The organism is Streptomyces sp. NPDC001270, assembly GCF_042896695.1.
GTDB lineage: Bacteria > Actinomycetota > Actinomycetes > Streptomycetales > Streptomycetaceae > Streptomyces.
In genome coordinates this window covers 218862-245552 of record NZ_JBIAXM010000015.1, presented here as the reverse complement: position 1 = coordinate 245552, position 26691 = coordinate 218862, and the positions used below count along the sequence as shown (strand labels likewise).

The following is a 26691-nucleotide window of genomic DNA, read 5'->3' as shown; positions in this document are numbered from 1 at the left end:
CCCCGCCCCGGCCCCCCACCCCACCCAAAGCCCCCCCCCCCCCCCCCCCCCCCCCCCCGGCGGGGGGGGGGGCGCCGCCGCCCCCCCCCCCCCCCCCCCCCCCGCCGCGAAGATCACCTGCTGGCCGGGCGGGCGGTTGCCGCAGGAACAGACACCCGGACGGGGGCAGAACTGGGCCGTGAGAAAACGTTGTCATCACCGCCGGCGTGCGCATGGCGAGTGGAGGCGGGGATGGGAGGCGCATACCTCTGGGGTGTTGTCGGCGGGATCGCAGGGGGCGCCGACAACGGGATCGAGGGGAACGCCGTCGGCTGCATCAGGCTGGACGCCGTCGGTAGAACCGGACTGGACGCCACCGGCGAAGCCGGGGCGGGGTCCGCCCACAGGACCGCGCTGGACGGCGCCGTCAGTCCCGGGCTGGACGGCGCCGACGAGACCGGGCTGTACGCCGCCGGAGGCAGCTGGACGTACTCCGCAGGTGCGAGCGAAATGGGTGCTGCCGGCAAAGTCGGGCTGGCATCCGCCTGCAACAGCGGGCTGGACACCCCTGCCAGAACCGGGCTGGACGCCGCCGATGAGTACGGGCTGAACGTTGGCGGCGGCATCGGGATCAACGTTGCTGGTGCGACTCGATCGACTGCTGCCGCGACCGGGCTGACGGACATGGGAACACTCGCTGCGGGCGCGGGCTCGACCGTAGCGGCGGAGTCGCGTCGCTCATAAAGAGGCAGTTCCATGGCAGCTTCGGGTCCGGATTGCCCTGCGTCTTTCTTTTGATAGTAATCAAGGAGAACGTTGGTGAGCCGCAGGAACTCCGAACCCGCCACCACCCCCGCCCCCGCGGCTTGAATGTCATTGTTCACCGCCCCAGCGCCCCAGCTCCATACGCTTGCGCCGAGTCCATGCCCCCCGTAGCTCTTGTCCTTCCTGGCGTCCAAGAAGAACCCCACCGCATCCATTCCAAAAGCCATTGCGCGGGCATAATTATTTCCCGTGTAGCCTCCGACCGCGAATGCAGCCATCGCGGCCGCATCGACCAGCTCCCTACCCCCGCCCTCTTCCCCCTTGTAATATCGAAGTCCCGCAGAGACGATACTTGTGAGGGCATTCCCGGCCGGACCCACGGCTTGCGCGATATTATTTTCGGCCACCATCCCGCCCGCCCACACGGCGGTGCCAAAAGCCTTGGCCATGTTCGTTGCCGCCGACTCTCGATCTGGCAAACTTTCCACCGCTGCTTCTGCATAGTAGGCACCAAGAAGGCCGAAGCCAGCCGAGCGGAAGAATCGATTTTTCAGCGCATAGCCAGCACTCACCAAAGCCATGGTACCCGTCAGGGTGAATCCTTTGGTTATATCCCAGTAGAGGTCTTTGCGCCCGCTCGCAGCGCCCCGCACCTCGCCGCCGGAGGCCGCTGTCGGGGATTGTCCTCCCTCCAATACCCCCAATTCAACGCTCAGCTCTGCGGCTTGAGCGTCTCCTTGCGATCGGCCAATAGACCCAGTCATGTGAGCACCTTTCGACCTCGGAAATGTGGGGATTCCCAGTCGCCGCGCTGTGGGTGGTCCGCGCACCCAGGGCAACTGCCCAGGATCCGCGAAGCCTTGCCCTGACCCCCTCCATACCCAGCGCTGGCGGCGCGATGCGCAGACTTCGTCGTCCAGGACGAAAGTCCGCAGGAGGTCTCTCGACGCTCCCACGAAGAAGTTACGCCTTAAAGATTTCAGCCACCATTACTCTTTTGTTAACGATTTGGTCTCCTAAGACCTGAAGACAGGGACCGGGCCGACACATTGCGGTACAGGCGGCCGACTTGTAGCTCGTGACCCTGAATGTGCTACTTCGCATTGTTTTTGACGATTTTCGCCACTCGGCTACGAGGACCCGACGGGGGTGAAATAAAAGCGGATGTACGGATTTTTTACCGGACCTACTGTTTATGTCCGGTTGACGTCCCATTGACTTCGGGGGTGGCGTGCGCGGCACGCTGCACGATCTCCTCCTCGGCGACCGGTAAGTCCCGTGCAGACAAGCCCCGTGACAGGCAGGCCCCGTGACAGGCAGGCCCCGTGACAGGCAGGCCCCGTGACAGGCAGGCCCGGTGGCCGGCAGGCCCATGGCAGGCAGGAGGGGCGACGAGGAGCGAGGCACCCCGTACTACGACGACGAGCGGATCACCAGTTCCGTCGGCAGGACCGTGTGACGGCGTTCCGGGTGGTGGGAGATCGCCGGGCGGTGGTCGGCGATGTCCGACAGGAGCAGGTCGAGCATCGCACGGCCCATCTCCTCGATGGGCTGACGGACGCTGGTCAGCGGCGGATCCATGTGGCGGGCGATGGCCGAGTCGTCGTAGCCGATCAGGGCCACGTCGTCCGGGATGCGCCGGCCCGCCGCGCGCAGCACCTGCCGGGCACCGGCCGCGGTGACGTCCGAACCGGCGAAGACCGCGTCCAGGCCGGGGCTGCGCTCCAGCAGCCTGGTCATCGCGCGGCTACCGCCCTCCTCGGTGAAGTCGCCCGGCTCGACGAGGAGTTCGTCCATCCCGCAGCCCGCGTCCCGCAGGGCGTCGCGGTAGCCGTCGACGCGCCGCTGAGCGCCGTACACGTCGAGCCGGCCGGTGATGTGGGCGACCGTGCGCCGCCCGCGGCCGAGCAGGTGCTCGACGGCCGACCGGGCGCCGCCGTAGTTGTCGGAGTCCACCGAGGCCAGCGTCTCCCCCGCCGATCGCGGGCCACTGATCACCGCCGGGATCCCCAGCTGGGCCAGCAGATCGGGCAGCGGGTCGTCGGCGTGCACGGACACCAGGAGCACGCCGTCCACCCGGTGTGCCGCCAGGTACTGGGCCAGCCTGCGGCGCTCGCGGTCGTTGCCCGCGAAGATCAGTAGCAACTGCATCTCGGTCTCGGACAGTTCGGCACCCACACCGCGCAGCATGTCCGAGAAGTACGGCTCCGCGAAGAACCGGGTCTCCGGCTCGGGGACGACCAGGGCGATGGCGTCCGTACGGTTCGCCGCGAGAGCGCGGGCGGCGGTGTTCGGCACGTAACCCAGCTCGGCGACCGCCGCCTGCACCGCGGCCCGGGTCGCCTCGCTGACCCGGGGCGAACCGTTGATCACCCGGGAGACCGTGCCACGGCCGACGCCGGCCCGTGCGGCGACCTCTTCGAGGGTCGGCCGACGGGCACTGCGCCCCCGCGCTCCGTGGCTTGCCATGGGTTCCCGCCCTCCCTGCACCCGCAATCTCCCTGGTCTGGAATCTAACAGCCCGGCCGGCGCGGGTCGCCGTGCGCTGCCGTCGGCGGCGACCCGGTGGGGCGGGAGCGGCATGCGGATGTCGTCGGCGGCGGATGTGGCACGGTGAACGAAGGTGATCAACAGATCGCCGAGGACAGATCCCCGAGAAGGAGATTCACGTGTCGAAGCCACCGCTTCCGCCGGCCGCGGTCACCCTGCTGCGGAAGCCCAACCCGGCCGTCATCGCCACGCTCAGGGCGGACGGCCAGCCGGTGTCCACGGCCACCTGGTACCTCTGGGAGGAGGGCCGGATCCTGGTCAACATGGACGAGGGCCGCAAGCGGCTCGAACACCTCCGCAACGATCCCCGGGTCACCCTGACCGTGCTCGACGACCAGGACTGGCACACCCACATCAGCATCATCGGGCACATCACCGAACTGCGGGACGACACCGACCTGGCCGACATCGACCGGCTGTCCCGGCAGTACACCGGCGAGCCGTACCCGCGGCGGGACCGCGGCCGGGTCAGCGCCTGGATCGAGATCGACCGCTGGCACGGCTGGGGCGCGCTGAAGGAGAGCAGCCAGCCCGGCTGACCTGGGGTACCCGCCCCCGCCGACGCTCTCCCCTGCCACCGGGCGCGTCCCGGCCCCGGCCCCGGACGGGTGGTTTCGGCCGGCGCACGCCGCCGAAGCCACCGCGGGAACCGGCGACATGGAGCCGGACAGCAGACCGGCAACCTCGCCCCCGCCCCGTCCTCGCCGCGCCCCCGCCCCGCCCTCGCCGCGACACCGCGACCCCGTTCCGGCAGCCGCCCGAGCGCCAGTTAACAGGCCGATAACTGAACACAGTTGTCCGCGTCGGCTCCCTTGACACCCCCGCCCGAACCGACGACTCTTCAACGCATCAAGAGTGGGAGCGCTCCCACGCCACCTGACACCTACACGTCCCACACGTTCCCCGCCCGAGCCGCAGCATGTACCAACGGGCCCGACAGCGCAGTCGGCCGGGGGTCGGCACACCAGGAAACAGGAGGACTCCATGCGCACGAGCACCCGCCGGTCCCGCGGACTCGTGGTCTTCGCGGCCGTCGCCGCGCTGGCCACGGGAGCACTGGCCGGCTGCGCCAGTGACTCCGACGACGGTTCGTCCCACTCGGACGGCGGCAACGGCGACGGCACGGGCAAGACCACCCTGACCGTCGGAACCTTCGGTGTCTTCGGCTACAAGCAGGCCGGTCTGTACGACGAGTACATGAAGCTCCACCCTGACATCACCATCAAGGAGAACGTCACCACCCGTACCGACGTCTACTGGCCCAAGGTGCTCACCAGGCTCCAGGCCGGTTCCGGTACCGACGACGTCCAGGCCATCGAGATCGGCAACATCACCGAGGCCGTGCAGACCCAGGCCGCCAAGTTCGTGGACCTCGGCAAGGAGGTCGACAAGTCCCAGTGGCTGGACTGGAAGAACGCCCAGGCCACCACCAAGGACGGCAAGCTGATCGGGCTCGGCACCGACATCGGTCCGATGGCGATCTGCTACCGCAAGGACCTGTTCGAGAAGGCCGGCCTGGAGACCGACCGGACCAAGCTCGCCGCGCAGTGGAAGGGCGACTGGGCCAAGTACGTCGACCTCGGCAAGGAGTACATGAAGAAGGCGCCGTCCGGCACCAAGTTCGTGGACTCCGCCTCCTCCGTCTACAACGCGGCGGTGGGCGGCGAGAAAGAGATGTACTACGACAAGGACGGCAACGTCGTCTGGGACAAGTCGGCCGGTGTGAAGACGGCCTGGGACGTGGCGATGACCGCGGCCACCAGCGACATGTCCGCGAAGCTGAAGCAGTTCGACAAGCCGTGGGACCAGGGCTTCGCGGGCGGCGGCTTCGCCACGGTGGCCTGCCCGGCGTGGATGCTCGGCTACATCCAGGAGAAGTCCGGTGACTCCGGCAAGGGCAAGTGGGACGTGGCGGCGGCCCCGACCGCGGCCAACTGGGGCGGCTCCTTCCTCGGCGTGCCGACGGCGGGCAAGCACCAGAAGGAGGCCATCGCCCTGGCGAAGTGGCTGACGGCGCCCGAGCAGCAGGCCAAGGTCTTCGCCAAGCAGGCCAGCTTCCCGTCCACCCCGTCGGCGTACGCGGACCTGAAGCCGGCCGCGGGCACCACCGCGTACTTCTCCGACGCGCCGCTCACCCAGATCTTCTCCGACGCGGCGAAGACGATCCCGACGCAGTACCACGGCCCCAAGGACCAGCCGATCGGCACCGCGATCACCGACATCGGCATCCTCCAGGTGGAGCAGAAGGGCAAGTCCCCGGCGCAGGGCTGGGACGCGGCCAAGAACGAGATCAAGGACGTGCTCGGCCAGTGACCGGCCCCGAGCAGGCCCTGGCGCAGGCCGCGCCGAGTGCCGACGCCGCGCCCGGCTCCCAGCCGGGCGCGGCCCCCGGCGCTCGTGGTCGCGGTGCGCCGGCGGGCGCCGACTCCTGGCGCAGCCGGCTGTACCGCTGGGACATGAAGGCGTCGCCGTACGCGTTCGTCGCCCCCTTCTTCATCCTCTTCGGGGCCTTCTCGCTGGTCCCGCTGCTGTACACGGCCTGGTACTCGCTGCACGGCGTGCAGTTGTCGTCGCTGGACCACAAGACCTGGGCGGGCCTGGACAACTACCAGAACCTGCTGTCCTCGGAGTTTTTCTGGAACGCCCTGCGGAACACCCTCACCATCGGGGTGATCTCGACCGTGCCGCAGTTGCTCGCGGCGCTCGGGCTCGCGCATCTGCTCAACTACCGGCTGCGCGGCTCGACCGTGTGGCGGGTCGTGATGCTCACCCCGTACGCCACCTCGGTGGCGGCGGCGACGCTGGTGTTCACGCTGCTGTACTCCTGGGACGGCGGCATGGTCAACTGGATCCTGCACTTCGTCGGCGTGGACCCGGTCAACTGGCGTGAGTCGGACTGGGGTTCGCAGTTCGCGGTGTCGTCCATCGTGATCTGGCGGTGGACCGGCTACAACGCGCTGATCTATCTGGCGGCGATGCAGGCCATACCGACCGACCTGTACGAGTCGGCGGCGATCGACGGGGCAAGCCGCTGGCAGCAGTTCCGGCATGTGACGATCCCCCAGCTCCGGCCGACGATCCTGTTCACGGTGGTCGTGTCCACCATCGGCGCGACCCAGTTGTTCGGTGAGCCGCTGCTGTTCGGCGGGGTCAGCGGTTCGAAGGGCGGCTCCGAGCACCAGTACCAGACGCTCGGTCTGTACATGTACGACCAGGGCTGGATCATCGGCAACCTGGGCAAGGCGTCGGCGATCGCCTGGTCGATGTTCCTCATCCTGGTGATCATCGCGTTGATCAACATGCTGTTCGTCCGACGCCTGAGGAAGTCCCCATGACCACCAGTGAACTCACCCTCCCCCGCGGGACGGGCGCCGAGCGGCGCGGCCGGCGCCGGGTGATGGGCGCGGGCAAGCAGTTGCACGCGGGGCCGGTCACCTATGTCATCCTGACCGTCTTCGCGCTGGTCTCGCTGGCGCCGCTGGTGTGGACGGTGATCGCGGCCTCCCGCACCGACCGGCGGCTGGCCGAGACCCCGCCGCCGCTGTGGTTCGGCGGCAACCTGTTCAAGAACCTCCAGTCCGCCTGGGACGAGGCGGGGCTGGGCAGCGCCATGGTCAACTCCGTGATCGTGGCGGGCACCATCACGATCAGTACGGTGCTGTTCGCGACGATGGCCGGGTTCGCCTTCGCCAAGCTGCGGTTCCGGTTCTCGAATCTCCTGCTGCTGCTGACGATCGGCACGATGATGATCCCGCCGCAGCTGGCCGTCGTACCGCTGTACCTGTGGATGTCGGATCTCGGCTGGTCGAACCAGTTGCAGACGGTGATCCTGCCCAGCCTGGTGACCGCGTTCGGCACCTTCTTCATGCGGCAGTACCTGGTGCAGGCGCTGCCGTCCGAACTGGTCGAGGCGGCACGGGTGGACGGGGCGAGCAGTCTGCGGATCGTGTGGCACGTGGTGTTCCCGGCGGCGCGGCCGGCGATGGCCGTGCTCGGCCTGCTGACCTTCGTGTTCGCCTGGAACGACTTCCTGTGGCCGATCATCGCCCTGACCCAGCAGAACCCGACCGTGCAGGTCGCCCTCAACTCGCTCGGCACCGGCTACGTACCGGACCAGTCGGTGATCATGGCGGGCGCGCTGCTCGGCACGCTGCCGCTGCTGGTCGCCTTCCTGCTGTTCGGCAAGCAGATCGTGGGCGGCATCATGCAGGGCGCGATCAAGGGCTGACCCGCCCTGGCCGCCGGGGACCGGGGGCCGGGCCACCGCCGCCCCGGCCCCGGCACTCCCCTTCCCCTACTCCTCCTCCCACCCCCTTCCTCACACCCCCTTCCTCCCACTCCCTTCCTCCTCCCCGACCACTCGATGGGAGCGCTTCCATGCCTGAACCCGTTACCCCCGTGAGTTTTCCCTCCGCCTTCCTCTGGGGCGCCGCGACCTCCGCCTACCAGATCGAGGGGGCGGCACGGGAGGACGGCCGTACCCCCTCGATCTGGGACACCTTCAGCCACACGCCGGGCAGAACGGCCGGCGGCGACACCGGTGACGTCGCGGTCGACCACTACCACCGCTACCGCGAGGACGTGGCGCTGATGGCCCGGCTGGGCCTGAACGCCTACCGGTTCTCCATCTCCTGGCCACGGGTGCAGCCGACCGGCCGGGGCCCGGCCGTCCAGGTGGGCCTGGACTTCTACCGCCGGCTGGTCGACGAACTGCTGGCCGCCGGCATCAAGCCGGCCGTCACCCTCTACCACTGGGATCTGCCGCAGGAACGGGAGGACGCGGGCGGCTGGCCGGAGCGGGACACCGCCCACCGGTTCGCCGAGTACGCGCAGATCGTCGGGGAGGCGCTGGGCGACCGGGTGGAGCAGTGGATCACCCTCAACGAGCCCTGGTGCAGCGCCTTCCTGGGCTACGCCTCCGGGGTGCACGCACCGGGCCGGACCGAACCGGTCGCCTCGCTGCGGGCCGCGCACCACCTCAACCTGGCGCATGGTCTCGCCACCTCGGCCCTGCGTTCGGTGCTGCCGGGGCACGCCTCGATCGCGCTCAGCCTCAACTCCTCCGTGGTGCGCACGGTTTCCCAGGACCCGGCGGACCTGGCGGCGGGCCGGCAGATCGACGACCTGGCCAACGGCGTCTTCCACGGCCCGATCCTGCACGGCGCGTACCCCGGGACGCTGTTCGAGTCGACGGCGTCGCTCACCGACTGGTCGTACGTCCGCGACGGCGACCTCCGGGCGATCCACCAGCCGCTGGACGCGCTGGGCCTCAACTACTACACGCCCACGCTGGTCTCCGCGAGCGGGTCGGACGCGGCCGGCCACCGGGCCGACGGACACGGGGCGAGCGACCACTCCCCCTGGCCGGGCGCCGACGGCGTGACCTTCCACCAGACCCCGGGCGAGCGCACGGAGATGGGCTGGACCGTCGACCCGACGGGCCTGCACGAACTGATCATGCGGTACTCGCGGGAGGCCCCGGACCTGGCGTTGTACGTGACGGAGAACGGAGCCGCCTACGACGACAAGCCGGACCCGGACGGCCGGGTCCACGACCCGGAGCGCGTCGCCTATCTGCACGGCCACCTGTCGGCGGTGCACCGGGCCGTCGCGGACGGCGCGGACGTACGCGGCTACTACCTGTGGTCCCTGATGGACAACTTCGAGTGGGGGTACGGCTACGAGAAGCGGTTCGGCGCGGTGTACGTCGACTACGCCACGCTGGAGCGGACGCCGAAGTCGAGCGCGCTGTGGTACGGGCAGGCCGCCCGGTCCGGTTCACTGCCGCCGGCCGGGACCCCGTAGTCCGGCGGCGCGGTCAGCGGAACACAGAGGGCGGCGGGGCCGGTGAGGCCACCGCAGCCGCGTCCGTCACGGGGACCGCGCCGCCGGTGAAGTCGGCGAGGGGCCTGCCGTGTTCGACCCGTCCGGGGTGCGGATCGCAGGCCGCCCGCCGGGTCAGTTCGGCGATCGGCAGCGGGCCGTCGGCGGCGACCAGGACCGCGTTGCCGAACCGCTTGCCGCGCAGCACGGCCGGGTCCGCGACGAGCGCGACCCCGGCGAAGCGGGCGGCGGCCGTGGCGATCTGGCCGCGCAGGTGGGCGAGCGGCGGGCCGTCGGCGAGGTTGGCGGCGTAGACGCCGGTGGGGCTGAGCGCGCGGCGGACCTCGTCGAGGAATTCGGTCGAGGTGAGGTGGGCGGGTGTCCGGGCGCCGCTGAACACGTCGGTGACGACCAGGTCGGCCCAGCCGTCCGGGACCTTGGCGAGGCCCGCGCGCGCGTCCGTCGACCGCACCCGGATCCGGGCGGCCGGGTCCAACGGGAGTCGGCTGCGCACGAGTTCGACGAGGCGGGTGTCGCGTTCGACGACCTGCTGGGTGGAGCGGGGGCGGGTGGCGGCGATGTACCGGGCGAGGGTACAGGCGCCGCCGCCGAGGTGCACGGCGCGCAGCGGCCGTCCGGGCGGGGCGGCCAGATCGACGACGTGGCCGAGCCGGCGCTGGTACTCGAAGGAGAGGTGGGCGGGGTCGTCGAGGTCGACGTGCGACTGCGGCGCCCCGTCGATCAGCAGCGTCCAGGCCCGTCGGCGGTCCGGATCGGGGATCAGCTGTGCCAGCCCACCGTCGACGCTCTCGACGACGGCATCGGCCTCCGCCGCACGACGCCGAGAATTCCTGGCCCTACCCACCCACCCATTCTCGCAGCCCCTCACCCCCCGGCCGAACGCCACCCGAGAGCCCCAGAACGACACCCCAGGACCACCCCCCAGGGACGCGGCCCTGCATCAACCCGCACCTGCACCACACACCCCCGCTCCCCTCACACCCCACAACCACCCCCACCCACCCAGGGGCGCGGGGAACCGCGCGACCAGCCACAACACACACCGCACCCACCCCACAACAGATCCCCCGCCCACCCCATCCCCGCCACACCCGCACCCTCACACCCCACGACCACCCCCACCCACCCAGGGGCGCGAGGAACCGCGCGACCAGCCACAACACACACGGCACCCACCCCACAACGGATCCCCCCACCCCCCTCGCCCACCCCGCCCAACCCAGCGGAGCGAAGCGTCACCGGCGACTGTCCGCCGCCTCGATCAACCGAGCCGCCTCCCCCAACGCACGCCGCAACACCGACGGATCCGTCGCCAGGTCGGCCTCGCCGGGCGGCAGCAGCCAGTCCGAGCCGGCGACCGGGGGCTCCCGGTGCAGACTCAGCCCGCGCCCGTCGGTCTCCGTGCACGTGCTGCCCGGGACGTCCCAGGCAGCCGCGGTGCCCGGGGGCACGAGGAAGCAGAGGGTTTCACCCCCGTCGTCGTGCAGGACGGGCCCCACCGCCTCCCCGGCTCCCCGCCGCAGGATGTCGACCGCTTCCAGACCCTGCCGGGTCGGCACCGTCACGAGGTCGCACGATTCCGGCGACGACGTGGACGACACGATCGACATATCAAGATCGTTGCTCCGGCTGGTCTCCATCCCGGCCTCCACCACGCGGCATGTTGTGTCCACCCCTTCCAACGAGACACGGCGTCAACAGCTACGCGCCAGGCTGCCGCAAAGGATGGCAGTTCATGGCAGATCGCAGGGCGGATATCCGGTTTGTAGCCAAACACTGCGTGGCGGGTGGGTCACAGCGGGTACGTTCTTGCCCGCCGGATGAAGGGTGCCTCACGGACAACTCTCGTGAAATCACCTCGAATCCGGCATGGTTCGACGGTTCGCACGAGAGGACCCCCGGCCATGGCGTCGTCAACGGTGACCTCGTCACAGCCCGACCGGCCGCCGCGGCCGAACCTCGCCTTCCGGCAGTTGCGCGGCCGGCGTTCACCCGCCGAGTTCGCGGCGCTGGTACGGCGTGCCGCCCGCGAGATCGGTGAGCGGGTGAGCTGTGACGCGCGCTACGTCGGCCGGGTGGAGGCGGGTGAAATCCGCTGCCCGAACTACGCGTACGAACGGGTGTTCCTGCACATGTTCCCCGGCCGCACGCTCGCCGACCTCGGCTTCGCGCCCCGGTCGTCCGTACGTGGACGCGCGGCGCGCCCGGCCGGGGACGCGTCCCCCGCGTCCGGCACCCACCCGGTGCCCGCCGCGGGCGAGGCGGGTGCGGCCGTCGAGCCGCGGGACACGCAGGACCCGCAGGACCCGTACGACACGCACCAGAACCACGAGGAGAGCGACGTGCTGCGTCGCGCATTCATGACCGGCGGGGGCGCCACGGTGGCCGCCGCCCTGGGGCCCTTCGCCCTCACCAACGACGCCGCGGCCGCACGCGCGGACCGGCCGCACCGGCGGGCCGGATCGAGCGAGGCATCCGCTCTCGAAGAAGCCGTCCGCCGGATCCGGCTGCTCGACGACCGGCACGGCGCGGACGGCCTCTACCGGCGCGCGGCGGCCCCGCTGCGCGCCGCGTACGCGCTATTGGACGCCGGGGCGACCCGGCAGACGACCACGGACCGGCTGCACTCGGGCGCCGGCGAGCTGGCCATCTCGGTGGGCTGGCTGGCGCACGACTCCGGGCGGTTCGACGACGCGCGCTCGCACTACGCGGAGGCGCTGGCGACCGCCCGGATGATCGCGGACCCGGCCCTGGAGGCGCACGCCTTCTGCAACACGGCGTTCCTCGCGCGGGACGCCGGACGGCCGCGGGAGGCGGTGCGGGCGGCCCAGGCCGCGCAGCGGGTGGGGCGCGGGCTGGGCTCCGCGCGCCTGATGTCGCTGCTCGCGCTGCGCGAGGCGGGCGGCTGGGCGGGGCTCGCCGACCGCACGGGCTGCGAGCAGGCACTGGCCCGGGCGCAGGCCCTGTTCGAACGCGGACGCTCGGACGCCGACCCCGAGTGGATGAGTTTCTACGGGCAGGCCGAACTGGAGGGGCTGGAGGCCCAGTGCTGGTCGATGCTGGGCGACTGGCCGCGCGCGGCCCGGCACGCCCGCCGCGCGGCCCGGCTCCAGGACCCGCACTTCACCCGGAACATCGCCCTGTACACGGCGGAACTCGCCGACGATCTCGCGCGCGGGGGCCGCCCCGACGAGGCCGCGCAGGCCGGGATCCGGGTGCTCGACCTGCTGGACCAGGTCCAGTCGTCCCGGGTCCACGCGATACTGGCGGGGACGGCACGCGTGCTGCTGCCGCACCGCGGGGCGTGGGGGGTGTCCGAGTTCCTGGAGCGGCACGCCTCGCTCCCGCGCATCGTGTGAGGACGCTCACCCGGTCGCTGGGTGTGAACACGGTCACCCCGCGAGGTGACCCAGGTCGTTCCAGCTCTCGATCGCCGGTTCCCCGTAGGCCCAGCCGAGGACCGACAGGGACGCGGGGCTGAGGCGGATGCGCGCGGCGAAGTCGAGCGGCAGGCCCAGCCACCGCGCCCCTATGGAGCGCAGGATGTGTCCGTGGGCGAAGACCAGGACGTCACGGTCCGCGGACCTGGCCCAGGCCACCACCTCGTCCGCCCGTGCCGTCATCCCGGCCAGGTCCTCGCCCTCGGGGACGCCGTCCCGCCAGATGAGCCAGCCGGGGCGAACGGCCTGGATCTCGGCGGGGGTCAGGCCCTCGTAGGCGCCGTAGTCCCACTCCAGGAGCGTGTCCCAGACGGCCGCGCGCTCGCCGAATCCGGCGAGTTCGCACGTCTCACGCGCGCGTGCCAGCGGGCTGGTGCGCACCTCGGCCCCGGGCAGGCCGTCGAACGGCGGCCGGTGCAGCCGCTCGCCGAGCAGCTTGGCGCCCATCCGCCCCTCCTCCAGGAGCGGCACGTCGGTTCTGCCGGTGTGCTGGCCGGACAGCGACCACTGCGTCTGTCCGTGCCGGGCCAGCAGGATGCGGGGTGCCATGTGGGGGGCCTTTCCGGGGCGGGGCGGTACCAGACCGGCCCGGGTCCAGGGAGCGGAACGAGGGGTGGAACCGGAAGGAACACGAGGGAACAGAACCGGAACCCCTCCATCATCACGCATCGCCGTCGCGGGCAACCCGCCGGGCGACCTCGGCGTCTATCAGGGCTGGAACGTCCCGCACGGGGTGTACCGCGTACACCGTAAAGTGGCACGGTCGGCCCGCAGGGCGCCGCGTGGAGAAGGGGGAGGGCAGTCGGATGCCGCAGACCGAGACACCGGGCACCGGGGTGTCCCCGCGGATCCGGTTGCGGTGGTGGACCGAGCTGCCGCTCATCGTCCTGGTGTACGGCTGCTATTCGGCCGGGCGGCTGCTCGCCCGGGGGGACGTCTCGACCGCCGTCGACCACGGCCTGGCGATCCTGCGCCTGGAGAAGTTCCTGCGGATCAACGCCGAACATCCGCTCAACCGGCTGTTCACGCGCGAGGCGTGGCTCGGGGTGCCCGCCGACTTCTGGTACGCCTCCCTGCACTATCTGGTCACCCCGGCGATACTGATCTGGATCTTCCGGTTCCGCAGCACCCACTACCGTGCGGTCCGCACCTGGCTGATGACGTCCACGTTCATCGGCCTGATCGGCTTCACGCTGCTGCCCACCTGCCCGCCCCGGCTGCTGGCGCCCGACGAGGGCTTCGTCGACACGATGGCCCAGTACAGCTCGTACGGCTGGTGGGGCGGCGAGGCCAGTGCCCCGCGCGGCCTTGGCGGGATGACCAACCAGTACGCGGCCATGCCGAGTCTGCACGTGGGCTGGGCGCTGTGGTGCGGGGTGATGCTGTGGCGGTACGGCGGTACGCGGCTGACCAAGGTCCTCGGGGTGGCCTACCCGCTGCTGACCGCCACCGTGGTCATGGGCACCGCCAACCACTATCTGCTGGACGCGGTCGCGGGCGTGGCCGTGATGGGCGTCGGACTGCTGATCACGCCGTACGTGGCGCGGGCCGCCGCCGCGGTGCGGGCCCGTCTCGCGCCGCCCGCGGTGCAGGTCCTGGAGTCGGTGCGGGCCCGTACCGCCGCCGCCGCGGCCGTCGCGGACGGCTCCGGCGGCGCAGGAGCCTCGATTGTCGGTGGCGGATGCCAGACTTCGACGGGTGAACGAATTCCACAGCAGCGCGAGGAACGGTTCGGGTCCGGAGCCGAACCGCACCCCGCCCCCGGGGACCCGAGGGACACGGGAGAAAGACCGCCGGACTGGGATCTCCCCCGGCCCGGCGAAGTCGAGAGTCTGGGGAAGGCTCGCTGAGCTGCGCGGCCCCGGCGTGCCGCCCAAGGCACTGGACGCGCGCGCCCTCGCGGCGCTCGCCTCGAACCCGGGATGCCGCAGGCGGGCCGTCCTGGACGGCGCCGGGGTCGACAAGGCGGCGCTGGCGAGCGCGCTGGGCGCGCCGCCCGTCTTCGGGCAGTCGCAGTTCGCCCTCACCCGGGGCAACGCCTTCGAGGCACGGGTGAAGGCGGGCGACGGCGCCGAACTGCTGCGGCTCGTGCACGCCACGCTGGACCCGGCCGCCGAACCCCCGCGGGAGGCCGCCGTCCCCGACCTGGCCGCGATCGGCCCCGAGGGGCGCACGGCCCGTACGGCACTGGCGCTGCGCGAGGCCGCGGCCGTCCGGGGCGGCTGGACGCTGCTCGACCATCCGATGCTGACGCTCGACGTCGCGGGCTCCGCCACGTTCCTGGAGCCGGACGCGGTGGTCGTGCACCCGGACGGCAGTTGGTCCGTGGTGGAGATCAAGTCCTTCCCGATGCTGGACGGTTCGGCGGACCCGGCGAAGGTGGGCGCCGCCGCCCGGCAGGCGGCCGTGTACGTGCTGGCCCTGGAGGAGGTCGCGGCCCGCCTCGACCCCGCCCCGCGCGTGCGCCACCGGGTGCTCCTGGTCTGCCCCAAGGACTTCTCCAACCTCCCCACCGCCTCGGCCGTGGACATCCGCAAGCAGCGCGCCGTCACCGCCCGCCAGCTGGCCCGGCTCACCCGGATCCAGGACATCGCCGACGCCCTGCCCGAGGGCACCTGCTTCGCGCCCGACCTGCCCGCCGCCGAGCTGACGACCGCGGTCGAGGCGGTCCCGGCGACCTACGCGCCCGAGTGCCTGGCCGTCTGCGAACTCGCCTTCCACTGCCGTGCGCGCTCGCGCGCGGCGGGCGCGGTCACCGCGCTCGGCCGTCCGCTGCGCGCCGAGTTGGGCGGTCTGACCACGGTCGAGGAGGTGCTGTCGGCGGCCCGCGGGGCGAGCGGCGACCCGGCCGATCCGGCGGTCGCCGCGCTGCGCAGGGCGGCGACCCTGCGCGCGGAGGCCCTGCACGAGACGGCACCGGGCGGAGAGACAGCGGACGGAGCGGCGCTGGGTGGAAAGGCGCTTCCCGGGGCGCGGGCCGGTCAGGAGGTGGCCCCTTGTCGCTGATCACCGCCCTCGGCCGGCTGGAGGCGGTCAGCTCGGGCCGGGCCCGCCCCGCCGCCACCGTCCGGCACCGGCACCTGTCCGACCGGCCCCTGGTGTTCGTACCGCTGACCACCGCGGGTGAGGCCGGCGCCCCGCTCGGCGCGCTGGTGGGCACCGACCGGGACACGCCCCGGCTGCTGGTCGTGGAGCAGCCGCGCGACCGTGACCTGCGGTTCGCGTTCCTCGCCGACCTCGCCGACCTCGTCCTGCCCTACCTCGACGCGTACACCGACCACGTGGAGGCCGCCGAACGCACCGAGACCGACCCGGAGACCGGCAAGCGGGTCAAGGTCGAGGCGGAGCTGTGCGCGGACGCGCCCCAGCTGATCGTGCCGAGCCGCGCGGGCGTCGACTTCGTACGGCTGCTGGGCCGTTCCATGCGCTTTCGCCGCACGGCCGAGCAGGACCCGCAGGCGCCGTATCCGGCGCCGCCGCGGGTGCCGCTGCTCGGGCGGTGGCTGACGCACTTCGCCGAGCGGGCCCGGGTGCCCGGCTCGTCGCTGCTGCTCGCGCTGACCGATGTGCTGGCCCGGCACTGGACGACCGGCCAGTCGAGCCTGGAGGACCAGCACCTGGGCACGCTGCTGGCCTGGATCGACCCGCCCGCCGGGGAGTCCGGTGCCGTGGCGGCCGAACGGGTCGAGCGGGCCCGCGACGCCGCCGGCCAGTTGCTGTTCCCGCCCGCGGGCCCGGCCACCGACCCGGCCTTCGACAACAGGCTGCTCGCCCCCGCCATCGAGCGCCACCACCGTGCCCGCACCGCGCTGGCGGCGGCCGAGGACGGCCTGGAGGCCGACGACCGGCTCGGTCCGCTCACCGCCGCCGAGCGGGAGATCCGCGCCCTGGTCGACAGCCGTACCCGGCCCACCTGGGACGCCGTGTGGCGCGGGCTCGACCTGCTGCGGGCGCTGCCCGACGGCGCGCACGTCGAGGAGCGGTGGCTGCGCGACCGCTGGTCGTTCACCGGCCACCGCGACCGGGTGCGGGCCGGCGAGCCCCCGCAGCCGCGCCGCGACGACGCGGTCACCGCGGCGAACAAACTGGCCACGCGCGAACGCGAACAGGCCCGGCTGGAGGCGCAGGAAGCGCTCGACGACCCGCTGGTGATGGCGGGCCGGCGGCTGGCCGGGGAGGCGTTCGCCGGCGAGGTCGTCGAGGTCGTCCCGGCGTACAGCGAGGGGAAGCGGCCCAGTCCGCGCCCGCTGGTCACCGTCCGCACGGACGACCGGCCGCACCTCGGGGAACGGGCGAAGGCGTACCGCTCGCTGGCCGGCCGCCCGCAGTCGGCGGAGTTCGTCGGGTACGAGGGCGACGGGCTGGTCGTGCTGCGGATCCTGGACAAGATGGGCCGCGGCAAGGAGCCCGAGGCCGGGTCGGTGCCCGAGAAGGGCGACCGGCTCTGCTTCACGCTGTTCGAACACGACCAGCGCGGCGGCGCGAAGCTGCCCGACCCGGAGCGGACCCCGTGGACGCACGGCGGGCCGCCGGGCGAAGCCGCCGCGGAGGCCGCCGATCCCGTCACCGAGGAGGACGTGCTGTGACGGACGGGACCTTCGACCCGGGCGCCGCCGCCGCCCGCGCCACCACGGCGATCCTGCACGACACCCTGCACGGCGCGCACCGGGGCGTGGTGGTCGACTCCCCGCCCGGCGCGGGCAAGTCCACCCTGGTGGTCCGGGCGGCGCTCGAACTGGCCGACGCGGGGCGGCCGCTGATGGTGGTCGCCCAGACCAACGCCCAGGTCGACGACCTGGTCCTGCGGCTCGCCGAGAAGAACCCCGAGCTGCCGGTGGGCCGCCTGCACAGCAACGACGCCGACCCGTACGACAAAGCGCTGGACGATCTGCCGGCCGTGCGCACGTCGGCGAAGGCGGCGGACCTGGCCGGCCTGCCAGTGGTGCTGTCCACGGCCGCGAAGTGGGCCCACGTCACGGTGGACGAGCCCTGGCGGCACGCGATCGTCGACGAGGCGTACCAGATGCGGTCGGACGCGCTGCTGTCGGTGGCCGGGCTGTTCGAGCAGGCGCTGTTCGTGGGCGACCCGGGCCAACTGGACCCGTTCGCGATCGTGGGCAGCGAGCAGTGGGCGGGTCTGTCGTACGACCCGTCGGCCTCCGCCGTGACGACGCTGCTCGCGCACAACCCGGAGCTGCCGCAGCACCGGCTGCCGGTGTCCTGGCGGCTGCCGGCCTCGGCCGCGCCCCTGGTCTCGGACGCCTTCTACCCGTACACGCCGTTCCGCAGCGGCACCGGCCACGGCGATCGCGGGCTGGCCTTCGCCGTGCCGTCCGACGGTTCGGGGCCCGACCGGGTGATCGACGAGGCGGCGGCCTCGGGCTGGGGCCTGCTGGAGCTGCCCGCGCGGCACACCCCGCGCACGGATCCGGAGGCGGTGCGGGCGGTGGCGGCGGTGGTCCGCCGGCTGCTGGACCGCGGCGGCGCCACCACCTCGGAGCGCGGCAGCGGGCCCACCCCGCTCACCGCGGACCGGATCGCCGTCGGCACGGCGCACCGGGACCAGGCGGCGGCGGTGCGGGCGGCGCTGGCCGGGCTGGGCGTGGCGGACGTCACGGTCGACACGGCGAACCGGTTGCAGGGCCGCGAGTACGACGTGACGGTGGTCCTACACCCGCTCTCCGGCCGCCCCGACGCCACTGCCTTCCACCTGGAGACGGGCCGCCTGTGCGTGCTCGCCTCCCGGCACCGCCACGCCTGCGTCGTGGTGTGCCGCGCGGGGGTCACCGAGCTGCTCGACGACTACCCGTCGGCGGACCCGGTCCAGCTCGGGACGCTGGTCAAGTTCCCGGACGGCTGGGACGCAATGCTTACCACATACCTTCACCTGCTGGAGCACCGTGTGTCCTGGCGGCCCTGAGCAGCAGGGAGCCCCGCCCATGCGCCACGGGGGATGGACGCACGGACGGGGCCGTCTGGGGGCCGCTCAGGCGATCAGGGCGGGGTCGAAGTACCCCGGCGTTCGGAACAGACCCATGAAGGTGCCGGGGCCGTGCCGTTCATCCAGCCACGTTCCCAGCGCCGTTGCGTCACCACTGATCATGGCCACGAGAAGGCGCATGTGGCACTCGTTCTCTTCCCCAGGGGCGAACTCCTCAAGGAAGTGGTTGTACCGACGGTTCACGCCCTGCTCATAGCCGCTGAGTGCCGCCGCGTACCGAGACTGTTCTTCGCTTTCCCTCACCTCTGCCACGCGCCCGGCGTCATCTGTCTTCAGCGTTCCTGTGGCGTCCCGGAACGCGAGTGCGCCGAGGACGTCTGAGGGTTCCGTCACGCCGAAGCGTTCTGCCGTCTGCCGGGTGATGGCGCGTGCCTCTCTGTCGCATGCGCCTTCCATGACGATCCCGAGGTTTCGCGTGTGGTGACTTCCACGCTGGTCGGCAGCCGAGTAGGACTGTCCGTTTGTTCGGCGGTAGTTGATCCCGTACTGAGTACGGACGGGCACCCCGGCCACTTCCACATATCGCCGACGCGAGCCGTAGTGGAGGCAGTCATGAGCGTACGCGCGCAGCAGGTCGAGGAGGGCCAACACAGGGCGCTCGGGATTCCGGCGCTCCATGGGCCCGTACATGGTGATGACGGCCACCATCTGAAGGTGCCGGTATCCCTGGTCCGGGTGGTGGAAGCCACCGAAGGCACCGACCCGCGAGGATTCGCAACCGACCAGGACTCGACCGAACGGCAGTATCTTCGTTAGTCCGTATCCCGCGTACCGGCGTTTGGCGTTTTCGACGCCCGCATGGAATGGGGTGGTGTCGATGCCATCTGCCGCCCACCGACTGAGCATTTCCGACAGCGGCCGGAATACGTGGTCGGGGTGCCTGCCCGTGAGGGGGGACACATCTGCGCGCATGGCCCCCAGTGCGGCCATCGCTTTAGCGCCGGTTACGGACTCGTTCGGAGCCAGTTCCGTTAACTCGCCGCACCCGTCTTGATGAGCTGAATGTGAGACTCCTGCATTCCCTCCGGGAGTGCGTCCGGGCTGAACCATTTCGCCTCCAGAATCTCGAAGCCGTCGAGCTTGAGAGTTCCACCCACGTGAAGCGCTTCGTAGGCAATCTCTACGCGAAGCTTGTAGCCGCTGGTTACCTGAACCAGTCGTCCCGGAACGACTTCAAGGCCGGTCTCTTCCCGAACCTCTCGAACGATGGTCTTCGGGAATTCCTCGCTCTTGATTGCGTAGCCGGTCGGAAGTCCCCATGGCCGGTCTGCTGGCCACATGCGATGCTTGAGTAGCAAGACCTCCCCCGCCTCGTTCCGCACTACGCCCGTCACGCCAACCATAAATTTGGCGTGCGCGAACCACAGAACGCGCCACTGCAGAGGGCCGCGAATGAGTTTCCACACTCGGGCAATGATTCGCTTCATACGCACCCTTTCGATAGGGCAAGCGCACCAGGCGCCTGCGGTGCTTGATCCAACCTATGCCGTGGGCTGCGGGTCACGCGTCCTTTTGCCGGGCGCAGCGCTCACAAGGGAACGGGCAGCGGGGCAGGGAGTTGGGCGGGAAGGCAATCACGCCGGACACCGGATCAAGAGCGCCGCCGTACTCCTCCCACCAGCCGCCACCTGCGGGCCGTTCCGATCCTTCAACCAGGCTGACCAACTCGGGGGCCGGTAAGCCGCTCAGGCGGGCACCGGCGCCCTTCGCGGGGGTCGTCACGCCTCACCGCCGGTCAGTCGCTTGTACCGCTCATCCTGGCTCCACGCCTCGTTACAAAGGTGCTGCCAGGAAAGGCCGTCGACCGTCTGAGCCAGATCGGCCGCTTGTTCGCCGTACTGCTCCCTGAGCGCTTCCGCAGAGAACGGTGCGGTTGCGTACCAGTACCGCGTGCCGTCACTGGCGGGTGCCGACTCAAGCGGCTTCCACCCCTCCGGCAGTCTGGCTGTAGCTTTGGGCACTGTCGTCAACCCCTTGATGGTTGGTGACCACGCCCCCGGACGTTCGCGCGTCGCGGGGGTCTTCTGTAGTTGCGTCTGTCCACTCAACCGATTCCGTGCATACATGGGGGAGTTGACCAGCGTTGACTACGATGGCGGTCAACAGTCAACGGGAGCTGCACCATGATCGACTTCGGGTCTGAGGTACGGACGGCGCTCAAGGCGCAGGGGAAGAGCCTGCGAGGTGCGGCCAAGGAACTCCATTACGACGTTGCTTATCTGAGTCGAGTACTCAACGGGAAACAAGCTCCGTCTTCCGAGTTGACACAAGCCATTAACGAATATCTCGGCCTGTCCCTGGAAGTAGGAGACAGCAGCACTCATGACGACGAGATGGACGTTTGGGAATTGGCCCGACGTGCCCAGGCAAGTGATGTAGGGAATGCCACTCTTGAACGTCTAGAGCGCGCCTTTGACGGTTTGGCCATGGCCTACCCCAAAGCGAAACCGGAAGATTTGCTGAGGCAGGTACGCAAGCACTCCACTTATGTTGGAAAATTGCTCGACGGCCGCATGACGCTTTCGCAACACCGTCGCCTGCTGGTCGTCGGTGGATGGCTTTCTCTACTCGGCGCTACAGCCCATATCGACCTTATGCAAGACGATGCCGCTACAGCACTTCTGGAGACGGCCGCAACACTTGCCAGGGAGGCCGGGCACCGTGAGATCGAGGCTTGGTGCTATGAAACCGAGGCTTGGCGGGTTCTCACTGACGGGGACTACGTCCGGGCCGTTGACCTCTCCCGAGCCGCACAGGAGATAGCACCCGCAGGTGGCTCCGCAATTATTCAGGCCACGGCACAAGAGGGCCGGGCAAGCGCACGGCTAGGCAACGGGAAAGAGACCTACTCGGCCGTTGAACGGGTACAGGATCTCTCTGCCGCTATCGGCACACCTGACACACCAGAGCATCATTACCGCTATGACCCCGGAAAGGCTCTGTCCTATACGGCTACGACCCTCGCATGGCTTGGGGATTCAGCGGCCGAGCCGTACGCCAGGGAAGTAATTAAGAAACTGAGCCCGAGTGATGATGTAAGCCAGTGGCCTCGACGTGTCGCTTCCGCGAATATCGATCTGGCTTTGGTCCTTCTCAAGGCAGACCGGCTTGACGAAGCATGTGATTCGGTACAGAAAGCCATTCTGTCCGGGAGGGTTGTCCCCTCGAATCATTGGCGCGCACTGGAAGTCGTCAAGGCTGTTGAGGCTCGACAACTGCCCGAGAGTGCTGACCTTCGGGAAGCATTCCAGGGTCTCAAGTCGATTGAGGGGTAGCAACATTCGGCATGCTGCCACCTCCCTGCAACGAAGAATGCCCCGACCTCAATGAAGGTCGGGGCTGATTCTTTGATTGCTTAGCCTCGATTCGTCAGCAGGATTTGGTGGCTGACCTGCTCGGCAGTTCGCCCGTAATGTCCTCGGGCCGTTCGAGGTGGGCCGTCGTGTGACGCCGCGGGTGCGCCGGGCTCCACGGGCCCGGAGTGCTGCCGGTCTTCTCCTTCCTGGTCCTTGTCGCGGCAGTGTCCGACCGTCAGGTGACAGCCGGGAGGGCGGTGAGCCGCTGCCAGCAGGTGGTGAACGCTTGTGCCCAGGGCCAAGTCGCGTCGATACGCAGCCATCGGCGTCGGGCGTGATCGGCGAGGCGAGCCGGCAGGTGGTAGAGGCGGAAGCGCATGGTCTCCGGCTCGGCGTCGGCCAGGCCCTCGACGTCGTGCAGGGCCAGCAGCCGCACCCAGGCGTCGAGATCACTCGCGAGGTTTACGGCGAGCATCCAGCCGCAGTTCACTTCCCAGGAGGCGGAGGGCAAGTTGTCCAGTCCCATCGCCTTGTTGGTGCGCACCCGGTCCGCGACGCTGGCATGCGAGCGGTGCAGCACGTCCAGGAACTGGCTGTGGCCCGAGCCGACGATGCCTGCCCCGCATGTGCCGGATATTGGTGGCGGTGATGCAGTACCGCCAGCCGGTCTTCTTCTCGAAGGCCGTCAGTTTCTTCAGGTGCCGACGTGTGGGTTTGACGCGACGCACGATCAGCCGCATGCCCTCCGGCCAGCCCTCGCGGGTGTTCAGCCCGGTCAACTCGGCGATGAAGTAGCCCTCCTGGAGGCTGCCGTCCTGGTGCACGGAGGTCTCCCAGTCGCTTTGGGGCAGCTTTGCGATGGCCTTTTCGTCGTCTTCGGTGATCTTCCAGCCGACCGTGTAGCGGACCGTGCGCCGCGTGGTGTTCAACGCTTCGAGGTGTTCCAGCAGTCCGTGGGTGGCTCCGGCCCCGTCCACCCGGATGAGGATCTTCGCGGCCGAGGAGCCGGGGATCTGGGCGAGGGCGTCGGTGAGTACCGTGATGTGGTCGGCCACCGTGTTTGCTCCGGCATTCCCCGGCCGCAGGCACATGGCCAGGGACTCGGTGGTGTTCGCGCACCACGCGGCCAGCGGATGAAACCCGAACGTCTTTTTGAAGGTGACCGCTGCCCCGGCCTTCTTGGACGCGGCCGTGATGATGGTGGCGTCGATGTCGATGACGATCCACCCGGTCAGCCGCTTGCCCGCCACGACCAGCCAGGGGAAGCCGCCCGGCCGCAGGTGCAGCAGACTCCACACCTGCCGACGCACCCGTGCCCGCACCTTGGCGATCTTCATCAGGGTGGCCTCGTCGAGCGCGGCCAGCGTGCGACGGGCGGTGGAGTCCGAGGCCGCGGGCTCGAACAGCGGCCGGTGATGGAGCTGGAGCTGCTCGGCCTCCGACATGTTCGCCGCCCCGAGCACGATCGCGATCGCCAGTTGGACCAGTACCCCGGCCCGTTCCCGCCAGCCGGCCGCTGTGCTGGACGGCAGCACCTTCGCCAGCGCTTGCATGAGCCCTGTGCGGTCCGCGCACTGGCGCAGCAGCACCGCCCCGGCATGCCCGATCAGCCTCTTCCCGTCAGCCACCACCGACAGCCGACGGTCCCACCCTGTACGCTCACTCACCAGAAAGGTGCCCTGACTTCTGCAGCGGATATGACTTCGACACTCACATCCTTGCAGGTCAGCGGCACCTTTCTGTTATCGGGGCGTCAGCTCGCCCAATTCCGTTGAATAGCCGGGGTTAGAGCAGTGCAAGGAAGGGATTCGTGCCACCGGACGGCGCCGACCGCTTCGGTCCCGGCGCGGGATCGGGGGTCTGCTCGGGCACCGGACGGTAAGCGTCCAGGCGGACGACCCGTGCTCGGTTCTCTTCACGCTCCGCGCTGGCCGGCCGCGCCTTTGCGTGACGGGAAGTGTCCCCGTTCTTGTCGCTGTCCGTGCTGGCCGGCTGCGGCGCAGAGTCACCGGAACTGGCACCGCGGATTGTGAAAACAGTGGACGGACGACCGCTCTTCCCCGACCGTTCCACGGTCACGACGATTCTCCGGCCCCTGCCGGGGCCGGCCGGCCCCTGCCGGGGCCGATTCGGCCGGGCCACGGCCGGACACCGGGGATCGGCCGGGCCGCGGCCGGGCACCGCGTCGGCCGCGCCCTGCCGGGCCCGGTCACCCGATCACCCGCCGTCCGCGAGGGGGTCTTGCGGGCACGCGGGAGAATGGTGGGTGGCGCAGCCTGAGGGGCGGCCACCCGAACCGTACGAGGAGGACGAGACATGGCGGAGCCCACGCCGCGTCGGAACGAACCGCGGCTACGCCCCGCGCCCCTGCTCTTCGAGCCCGTGGCGGCGGTCGCCGATCCCGAGCACTTCTTCGACCTGGAGTCGATGGACGATCCCCGGGCCCTGCTGGCGCGGGCGACCGAGCTGGCCCAGGCGTTCCGCGCCGCCGCCGACCGGGCCGTCGAGTTCCAGGCCGTCGCCGCGGCCCAGCTGGCGGACCCGCGCCGCTTCGACCGGCTGACGCCCGCGGACATCGCGGAGCGGGCGGAGTGGACCGAGGACTATGCGAAGAAGATGGTGGAGTTCGGCCGGGACCTGATGCGCGGGGTCGACGCGGAGGGCCGCGGCACCGCCGATCCGGTGTGAGGCCCGGGGCCCGTGTCGCGCCCGGGACCCGTGTCGTGCCATCCGCCCAGGGCATATGCCAAGCGGGCAAGATACTGCCTCTTACACCGCCGCGTCCCGAATTTCCGCAACTCAGCGCGATCGGAATTTCACCGGCGGTAGACCTATGGGTCATGAGCAGCACACGGAAGGTCACCGCCGACGGCGCCGCCTGGCTCGTCTCCGCAGGAACGTATCCGCGGAGCACGCTCGCCCTGTGGGAGGAGCGGCCGGACGCCCCGCTCGTCCTGCCCTGCGGCACCGTCTTCGACGTGGTCAGCGCGCCGGCGGTGTTCGGGCGCCGGATGCTGGACCGGCTGTGGGCCGAGGGCCCGGGGTCGGGACCGGTCGCGGTGTTCCGCGGCCGGGTGCTGCTGTTCACCGCCCCGGGCACGGCTCAGCGCCTGCCCTCGCTGCTGGCCTGGGAGGAGTGGGGCAGCGGGGGCCGCACCTGCGGCGTGCCGCCGCTGCTGTGCCACGGCACCGGGGACGCGGTGACCGTACCGGCACTGCGGACCCCGGACGCCGAGCGGTCCGCCACCCGGGACGACTCGCGCTGGCTGGTCGCCCCCGACAGCCGTCACCCGTGGCTGCCCGGGCCCGAGGTCGCGCTCTGGGCGGCGGTCCGGGCGGCCCGGGAAACCGTGCGGATATCGATTTTTCCTCCCGCCGAGCAGGGTGCTAAGGTCTACGACGTCAGCAGGCGCCGCTAGCTCAGTTGGTTAGAGCAGCTGACTCTTAATCAGCGGGTCCGGGGTTCGAGTCCCTGGCGGCGCACAGTGATGACGGTGAAGGGTTCACGCCAAAGGCGTGAACCCTTCAGTGTTTCTCTCGTCCGGCGTTTCCGCCGTCCGGCGTTTCCGTTGCCCGGCACGCTCAGCCGCCGAGCTTCGGCGTGATCTTCAGCGTCCAGGCGCCGGACGCCGTCCTGGCCTCCGCCTCCACCCGTACGCCTTCCCCCGGCACCGTGAAACTCTCACCCAGCGCGACCGGGGCGTCGGCGAGCGGCGGGTAGACCGAGCCCTCCCAGCAGCCCTCGGTGCGCGGATGGGCGTCCACCACCTGGATCGGACCGTCCCCGGACGCCGCCGCGCTGTGCACCCGGTACACCAGCACACCCTGGTGGCAGATCCCGCTGTCCGGCCCGGCCGGGCCGCGCGCCTCGAAGGCCAGCGCGCTGTCCGGCCCGGTGCGCACGACGGCCAGCTTCACCCCGCCGCCCAGCCCGAACGCCGGGGATCCCGCGGTCGCGCCGGCCGGTGCCTCCCCGGCGCCCAGCGGCTCCAGGGTCAGCCGGGTCGGTCCGGCGCCCTGTACGCACCGCACCTGGCGGGGTTCGAGCCAGCCGAGTTTCCACTTGTGCCAGGCGAACAGGTCGGGCGCCAACCCGAACTGACTGCCCATCAGGTCCCAGTCACCCACGTAGGTGTCCCAGTCGCCCCGCTCGTCCGCCGGGCGGTGGTAGAGGTCCGGCAGGTCGAAGAGGTGCCCGGTCTCGTGCGCGAGAACCAGCCGGTCCGGCGGATGCCGCTCGAAGACCGTGACAACCCGGCGGATCTCCTTGCCGTCCACCCGCACCGGGGCGTCCAGATTGACCACCTTCGTCGCGTCGGAGTCCACGCCGGGCGCGTCCGGGTCGGCCACGAAGTAGACGACGTCGTAGCGCGAGAAGTCGACCTCCCGGTCGGCCACCGCGAACGCGTCACGCAGATAGGCGGAGCGCTGCGCGGCGTTCCAGTCACGCTTTATGGCGTACGACGCCGACGGCTGCGGCATGCGGATCCAGTGGTCCAGTGGATGCGGACGCAACGTGAACCGGCCATAGGAGACCTGCTCGAAGAAGCGGCTGGTGCCGGGGAAGTGGTCGGCGGCCAGTTGGGCGGGTGCGCTGCGCGGGGTGGAGTCCGGGAAGGAGAGGAACACCATCACGGCGTCGAGCGGGCGGGTCGGGCGGGGGTAGGCGGGGTTCCAGGTGTCCACCCCCTCGGAGTGGTGGGCGTCGGTCCGCCGCAGGGCACAGGGCGCCGTGGAGAACGGCTCGGCCACCGACGGGACGGTGAGGATCGACGTCGCGGCGAGCGCCGACATCGTGGTGAACACGGCGGCAGCA

At 70.6% G+C, this 26691-nt stretch carries 23 protein-coding genes and 1 tRNA gene; 14 read left to right on the top strand and 10 right to left on the bottom strand.

All coding sequences use genetic code 11. The features are described from left to right. Positions 1-113 precede the first annotated feature (113 nt). On the bottom strand, positions 114-1316 hold the full coding sequence (locus ACFY2B_RS25755) for a hypothetical protein (protein WP_390765424.1): 1203 nt from the start codon (positions 1314-1316) through the stop codon (positions 114-116). 841 nt (positions 1317-2157) lie between these two features. Next, complete coding sequence (locus tag ACFY2B_RS25750) at positions 2158-3213, bottom strand: LacI family DNA-binding transcriptional regulator (RefSeq protein WP_390765423.1); 1056 nt, start codon at positions 3211-3213, stop codon at positions 2158-2160. Between the two features lie 200 nt (positions 3214-3413). Between ACFY2B_RS25750 and ACFY2B_RS25745 the strand changes: the two genes are divergently transcribed. The 5 genes from ACFY2B_RS25745 (at position 3414) to ACFY2B_RS25725 (ending at position 9099) form a co-directional block, all read left to right on the top strand. Then, a complete protein-coding gene (locus ACFY2B_RS25745) occupies positions 3414-3833 on the top strand; it encodes a PPOX class F420-dependent oxidoreductase (RefSeq protein ID WP_390765422.1) in 420 nt (139 codons plus the stop codon). 445 nt (positions 3834-4278) lie between these two features. After that, on the top strand, positions 4279-5607 hold the full coding sequence (locus ACFY2B_RS25740; RefSeq protein ID WP_390765421.1) for an ABC transporter substrate-binding protein: 1329 nt from the start codon (positions 4279-4281) through the stop codon (positions 5605-5607). After that, on the top strand, positions 5604-6629 hold the full coding sequence (locus ACFY2B_RS25735; RefSeq protein ID WP_390765420.1) for a carbohydrate ABC transporter permease: 1026 nt from the start codon (positions 5604-5606) through the stop codon (positions 6627-6629). The genes ACFY2B_RS25740 and ACFY2B_RS25735 overlap by 4 nt, the downstream gene beginning before the upstream one ends. Further along, positions 6626-7522 (top strand): carbohydrate ABC transporter permease, encoded by an 897-nt coding sequence (locus ACFY2B_RS25730; RefSeq protein ID WP_390765419.1) that lies wholly within the window; start codon positions 6626-6628, stop codon positions 7520-7522. Before ACFY2B_RS25735 ends, ACFY2B_RS25730 begins: the two co-directional genes overlap by 4 nt. Before the next feature lie 149 nt (positions 7523-7671). Then, positions 7672-9099 (top strand): GH1 family beta-glucosidase, encoded by a 1428-nt coding sequence (locus tag ACFY2B_RS25725; RefSeq protein ID WP_390765418.1) that lies wholly within the window; start codon positions 7672-7674, stop codon positions 9097-9099. Positions 9100-9112: 13 nt separating this feature from the next. Here the strand turns inward: ACFY2B_RS25725 and ACFY2B_RS25720 are convergent, their stop codons facing one another. Both ACFY2B_RS25720 and ACFY2B_RS25715 read right to left on the bottom strand, forming a co-directional pair. Further along, entirely contained in the window at positions 9113-9982 is an 870-nt protein-coding gene (locus tag ACFY2B_RS25720) for a spermidine synthase (protein WP_390765417.1), read from the bottom strand. Positions 9983-10373: 391 nt separating this feature from the next. Beyond that, positions 10374-10778 carry a hypothetical protein gene (locus ACFY2B_RS25715; RefSeq protein ID WP_390765416.1) on the bottom strand — a complete coding sequence of 135 codons (405 nt, stop codon included), beginning with the start codon at positions 10776-10778 and terminating at the stop codon, positions 10374-10376. 264 nt (positions 10779-11042) lie between these two features. On the opposite strand from ACFY2B_RS25715, the gene ACFY2B_RS25710 reads away from it, so the two are divergent. Continuing rightward, on the top strand, positions 11043-12497 hold the full coding sequence (locus tag ACFY2B_RS25710) for a hypothetical protein (protein ID WP_390765415.1): 1455 nt from the start codon (positions 11043-11045) through the stop codon (positions 12495-12497). Between the two features lie 33 nt (positions 12498-12530). Here the strand turns inward: ACFY2B_RS25710 and ACFY2B_RS25705 are convergent, their stop codons facing one another. Next, positions 12531-13127, bottom strand: coding sequence for a histidine phosphatase family protein (locus ACFY2B_RS25705; RefSeq protein ID WP_390765414.1), 597 nt, complete (start codon positions 13125-13127; stop codon positions 12531-12533). A gap of 257 nt (positions 13128-13384) precedes the next feature. Here ACFY2B_RS25705 and ACFY2B_RS25700 point away from each other — a divergent pair, with 257 nt between their 5' ends. The 4 genes from ACFY2B_RS25700 to ACFY2B_RS25685 are packed head-to-tail and all read left to right on the top strand — an operon-like array spanning position 13385 to position 18498. Further along, positions 13385-14428, top strand: coding sequence for a phosphatase PAP2 family protein (locus tag ACFY2B_RS25700; protein WP_390765413.1), 1044 nt, complete (start codon positions 13385-13387; stop codon positions 14426-14428). Beyond that, positions 14382-15584: a hypothetical protein gene (locus ACFY2B_RS25695; RefSeq protein WP_390765438.1), complete on the top strand. Its 1203-nt coding sequence runs from the start codon at positions 14382-14384 to the stop codon at positions 15582-15584. The genes ACFY2B_RS25700 and ACFY2B_RS25695 overlap by 47 nt, the downstream gene beginning before the upstream one ends. Then, a complete protein-coding gene (locus ACFY2B_RS25690) occupies positions 15575-17164 on the top strand; it encodes a hypothetical protein (RefSeq protein ID WP_390765412.1) in 1590 nt (529 codons plus the stop codon). Before ACFY2B_RS25695 ends, ACFY2B_RS25690 begins: the two co-directional genes overlap by 10 nt. Next, on the top strand, positions 17161-18498 hold the full coding sequence (locus tag ACFY2B_RS25685; RefSeq protein WP_390765411.1) for an AAA domain-containing protein: 1338 nt from the start codon (positions 17161-17163) through the stop codon (positions 18496-18498). Before ACFY2B_RS25690 ends, ACFY2B_RS25685 begins: the two co-directional genes overlap by 4 nt. 66 nt (positions 18499-18564) lie before the next feature. On the opposite strand, the gene ACFY2B_RS25680 is transcribed toward ACFY2B_RS25685, so the two are convergent. Together ACFY2B_RS25680 and ACFY2B_RS25675 are read right to left on the bottom strand one after the other, a co-directional pair. Then, positions 18565-19491: a hypothetical protein gene (locus ACFY2B_RS25680; protein ID WP_390765410.1), complete on the bottom strand. Its 927-nt coding sequence runs from the start codon at positions 19489-19491 to the stop codon at positions 18565-18567. A 59-nt stretch (positions 19492-19550) separates the two neighbouring features. Then, positions 19551-20006: an NUDIX domain-containing protein gene (locus tag ACFY2B_RS25675; RefSeq protein ID WP_390765409.1), complete on the bottom strand. Its 456-nt coding sequence runs from the start codon at positions 20004-20006 to the stop codon at positions 19551-19553. Positions 20007-20702: 696 nt separating this feature from the next. Between ACFY2B_RS25675 and ACFY2B_RS25670 the strand changes: the two genes are divergently transcribed. After that, entirely contained in the window at positions 20703-21854 is a 1152-nt protein-coding gene (locus ACFY2B_RS25670) for a helix-turn-helix domain-containing protein (RefSeq protein WP_390765408.1), read from the top strand. Positions 21855-22110: 256 nt separating this feature from the next. On the opposite strand, the gene ACFY2B_RS25665 is transcribed toward ACFY2B_RS25670, so the two are convergent. Both ACFY2B_RS25665 and ACFY2B_RS25660 read right to left on the bottom strand, forming a co-directional pair. Beyond that, positions 22111-22419, bottom strand: coding sequence for a transposase (locus ACFY2B_RS25665; RefSeq protein WP_390765407.1), 309 nt, complete (start codon positions 22417-22419; stop codon positions 22111-22113). Next, the gene (locus ACFY2B_RS25660) at positions 22325-23503 is read right to left on the bottom strand and encodes a transposase (protein ID WP_390765406.1); all 1179 of its coding nucleotides are present in this window, start codon (positions 23501-23503) and stop codon (positions 22325-22327) included. Before ACFY2B_RS25660 ends, ACFY2B_RS25665 begins: the two co-directional genes overlap by 95 nt. A gap of 688 nt (positions 23504-24191) precedes the next feature. On the opposite strand from ACFY2B_RS25660, the gene ACFY2B_RS25655 reads away from it, so the two are divergent. The 3 genes from ACFY2B_RS25655 to ACFY2B_RS25645 all read left to right on the top strand — a co-directional run bounded on the left by ACFY2B_RS25655 (position 24192) and on the right by ACFY2B_RS25645 (position 25358). Beyond that, positions 24192-24563 (top strand): hypothetical protein, encoded by a 372-nt coding sequence (locus ACFY2B_RS25655; RefSeq protein ID WP_390765405.1) that lies wholly within the window; start codon positions 24192-24194, stop codon positions 24561-24563. 152 nt (positions 24564-24715) lie between these two features. Then, positions 24716-25294, top strand: coding sequence for a bifunctional DNA primase/polymerase (locus ACFY2B_RS25650; RefSeq protein ID WP_390765404.1), 579 nt, complete (start codon positions 24716-24718; stop codon positions 25292-25294). Then, a tRNA-Lys gene (locus ACFY2B_RS25645) sits at positions 25285-25358 on the top strand. The genes ACFY2B_RS25650 and ACFY2B_RS25645 overlap by 10 nt, the downstream gene beginning before the upstream one ends. 99 nt (positions 25359-25457) lie before the next feature. On the opposite strand, the gene ACFY2B_RS25640 is transcribed toward ACFY2B_RS25645, so the two are convergent. After that, positions 25458-26669, bottom strand: a complete 1212-nt coding sequence (locus tag ACFY2B_RS25640; protein WP_390765437.1) for a M6 family metalloprotease domain-containing protein — start codon at positions 26667-26669, stop codon at positions 25458-25460. Positions 26670-26691 lie beyond the last annotated feature (22 nt).

Coding starts and splice junctions, on each gene's coding strand:
- ACFY2B_RS25750 (WP_390765423.1), bottom strand. CDS start 3,213: ATGGCAAGCCACGGAGCGCGGGGGCGCAGTGCCCGTCGGCCGACCCTC.
- ACFY2B_RS25715 (WP_390765416.1), bottom strand. CDS start 10,778: ATGGAGACCAGCCGGAGCAACGATCTTGATATGTCGATCGTGTCGTCC.
- ACFY2B_RS25710 (WP_390765415.1), top strand. CDS start 11,043: ATGGCGTCGTCAACGGTGACCTCGTCACAGCCCGACCGGCCGCCGCGG.
- ACFY2B_RS25740 (WP_390765421.1), top strand. CDS start 4,279: ATGCGCACGAGCACCCGCCGGTCCCGCGGACTCGTGGTCTTCGCGGCC.
- ACFY2B_RS25730 (WP_390765419.1), top strand. CDS start 6,626: ATGACCACCAGTGAACTCACCCTCCCCCGCGGGACGGGCGCCGAGCGG.
- ACFY2B_RS25640 (WP_390765437.1), bottom strand. CDS start 26,669: ATGTCGGCGCTCGCCGCGACGTCGATCCTCACCGTCCCGTCGGTGGCC.
- ACFY2B_RS25670 (WP_390765408.1), top strand. CDS start 20,703: ATGATCGACTTCGGGTCTGAGGTACGGACGGCGCTCAAGGCGCAGGGG.
- ACFY2B_RS25675 (WP_390765409.1), bottom strand. CDS start 20,006: ATGAAGCGAATCATTGCCCGAGTGTGGAAACTCATTCGCGGCCCTCTG.
- ACFY2B_RS25725 (WP_390765418.1), top strand. CDS start 7,672: ATGCCTGAACCCGTTACCCCCGTGAGTTTTCCCTCCGCCTTCCTCTGG.
- ACFY2B_RS25705 (WP_390765414.1), bottom strand. CDS start 13,127: ATGGCACCCCGCATCCTGCTGGCCCGGCACGGACAGACGCAGTGGTCG.
- ACFY2B_RS25680 (WP_390765410.1), bottom strand. CDS start 19,491: ATGCGCGCAGATGTGTCCCCCCTCACGGGCAGGCACCCCGACCACGTA.
- ACFY2B_RS25700 (WP_390765413.1), top strand. CDS start 13,385: ATGCCGCAGACCGAGACACCGGGCACCGGGGTGTCCCCGCGGATCCGG.
- ACFY2B_RS25655 (WP_390765405.1), top strand. CDS start 24,192: ATGGCGGAGCCCACGCCGCGTCGGAACGAACCGCGGCTACGCCCCGCG.
- ACFY2B_RS25650 (WP_390765404.1), top strand. CDS start 24,716: ATGAGCAGCACACGGAAGGTCACCGCCGACGGCGCCGCCTGGCTCGTC.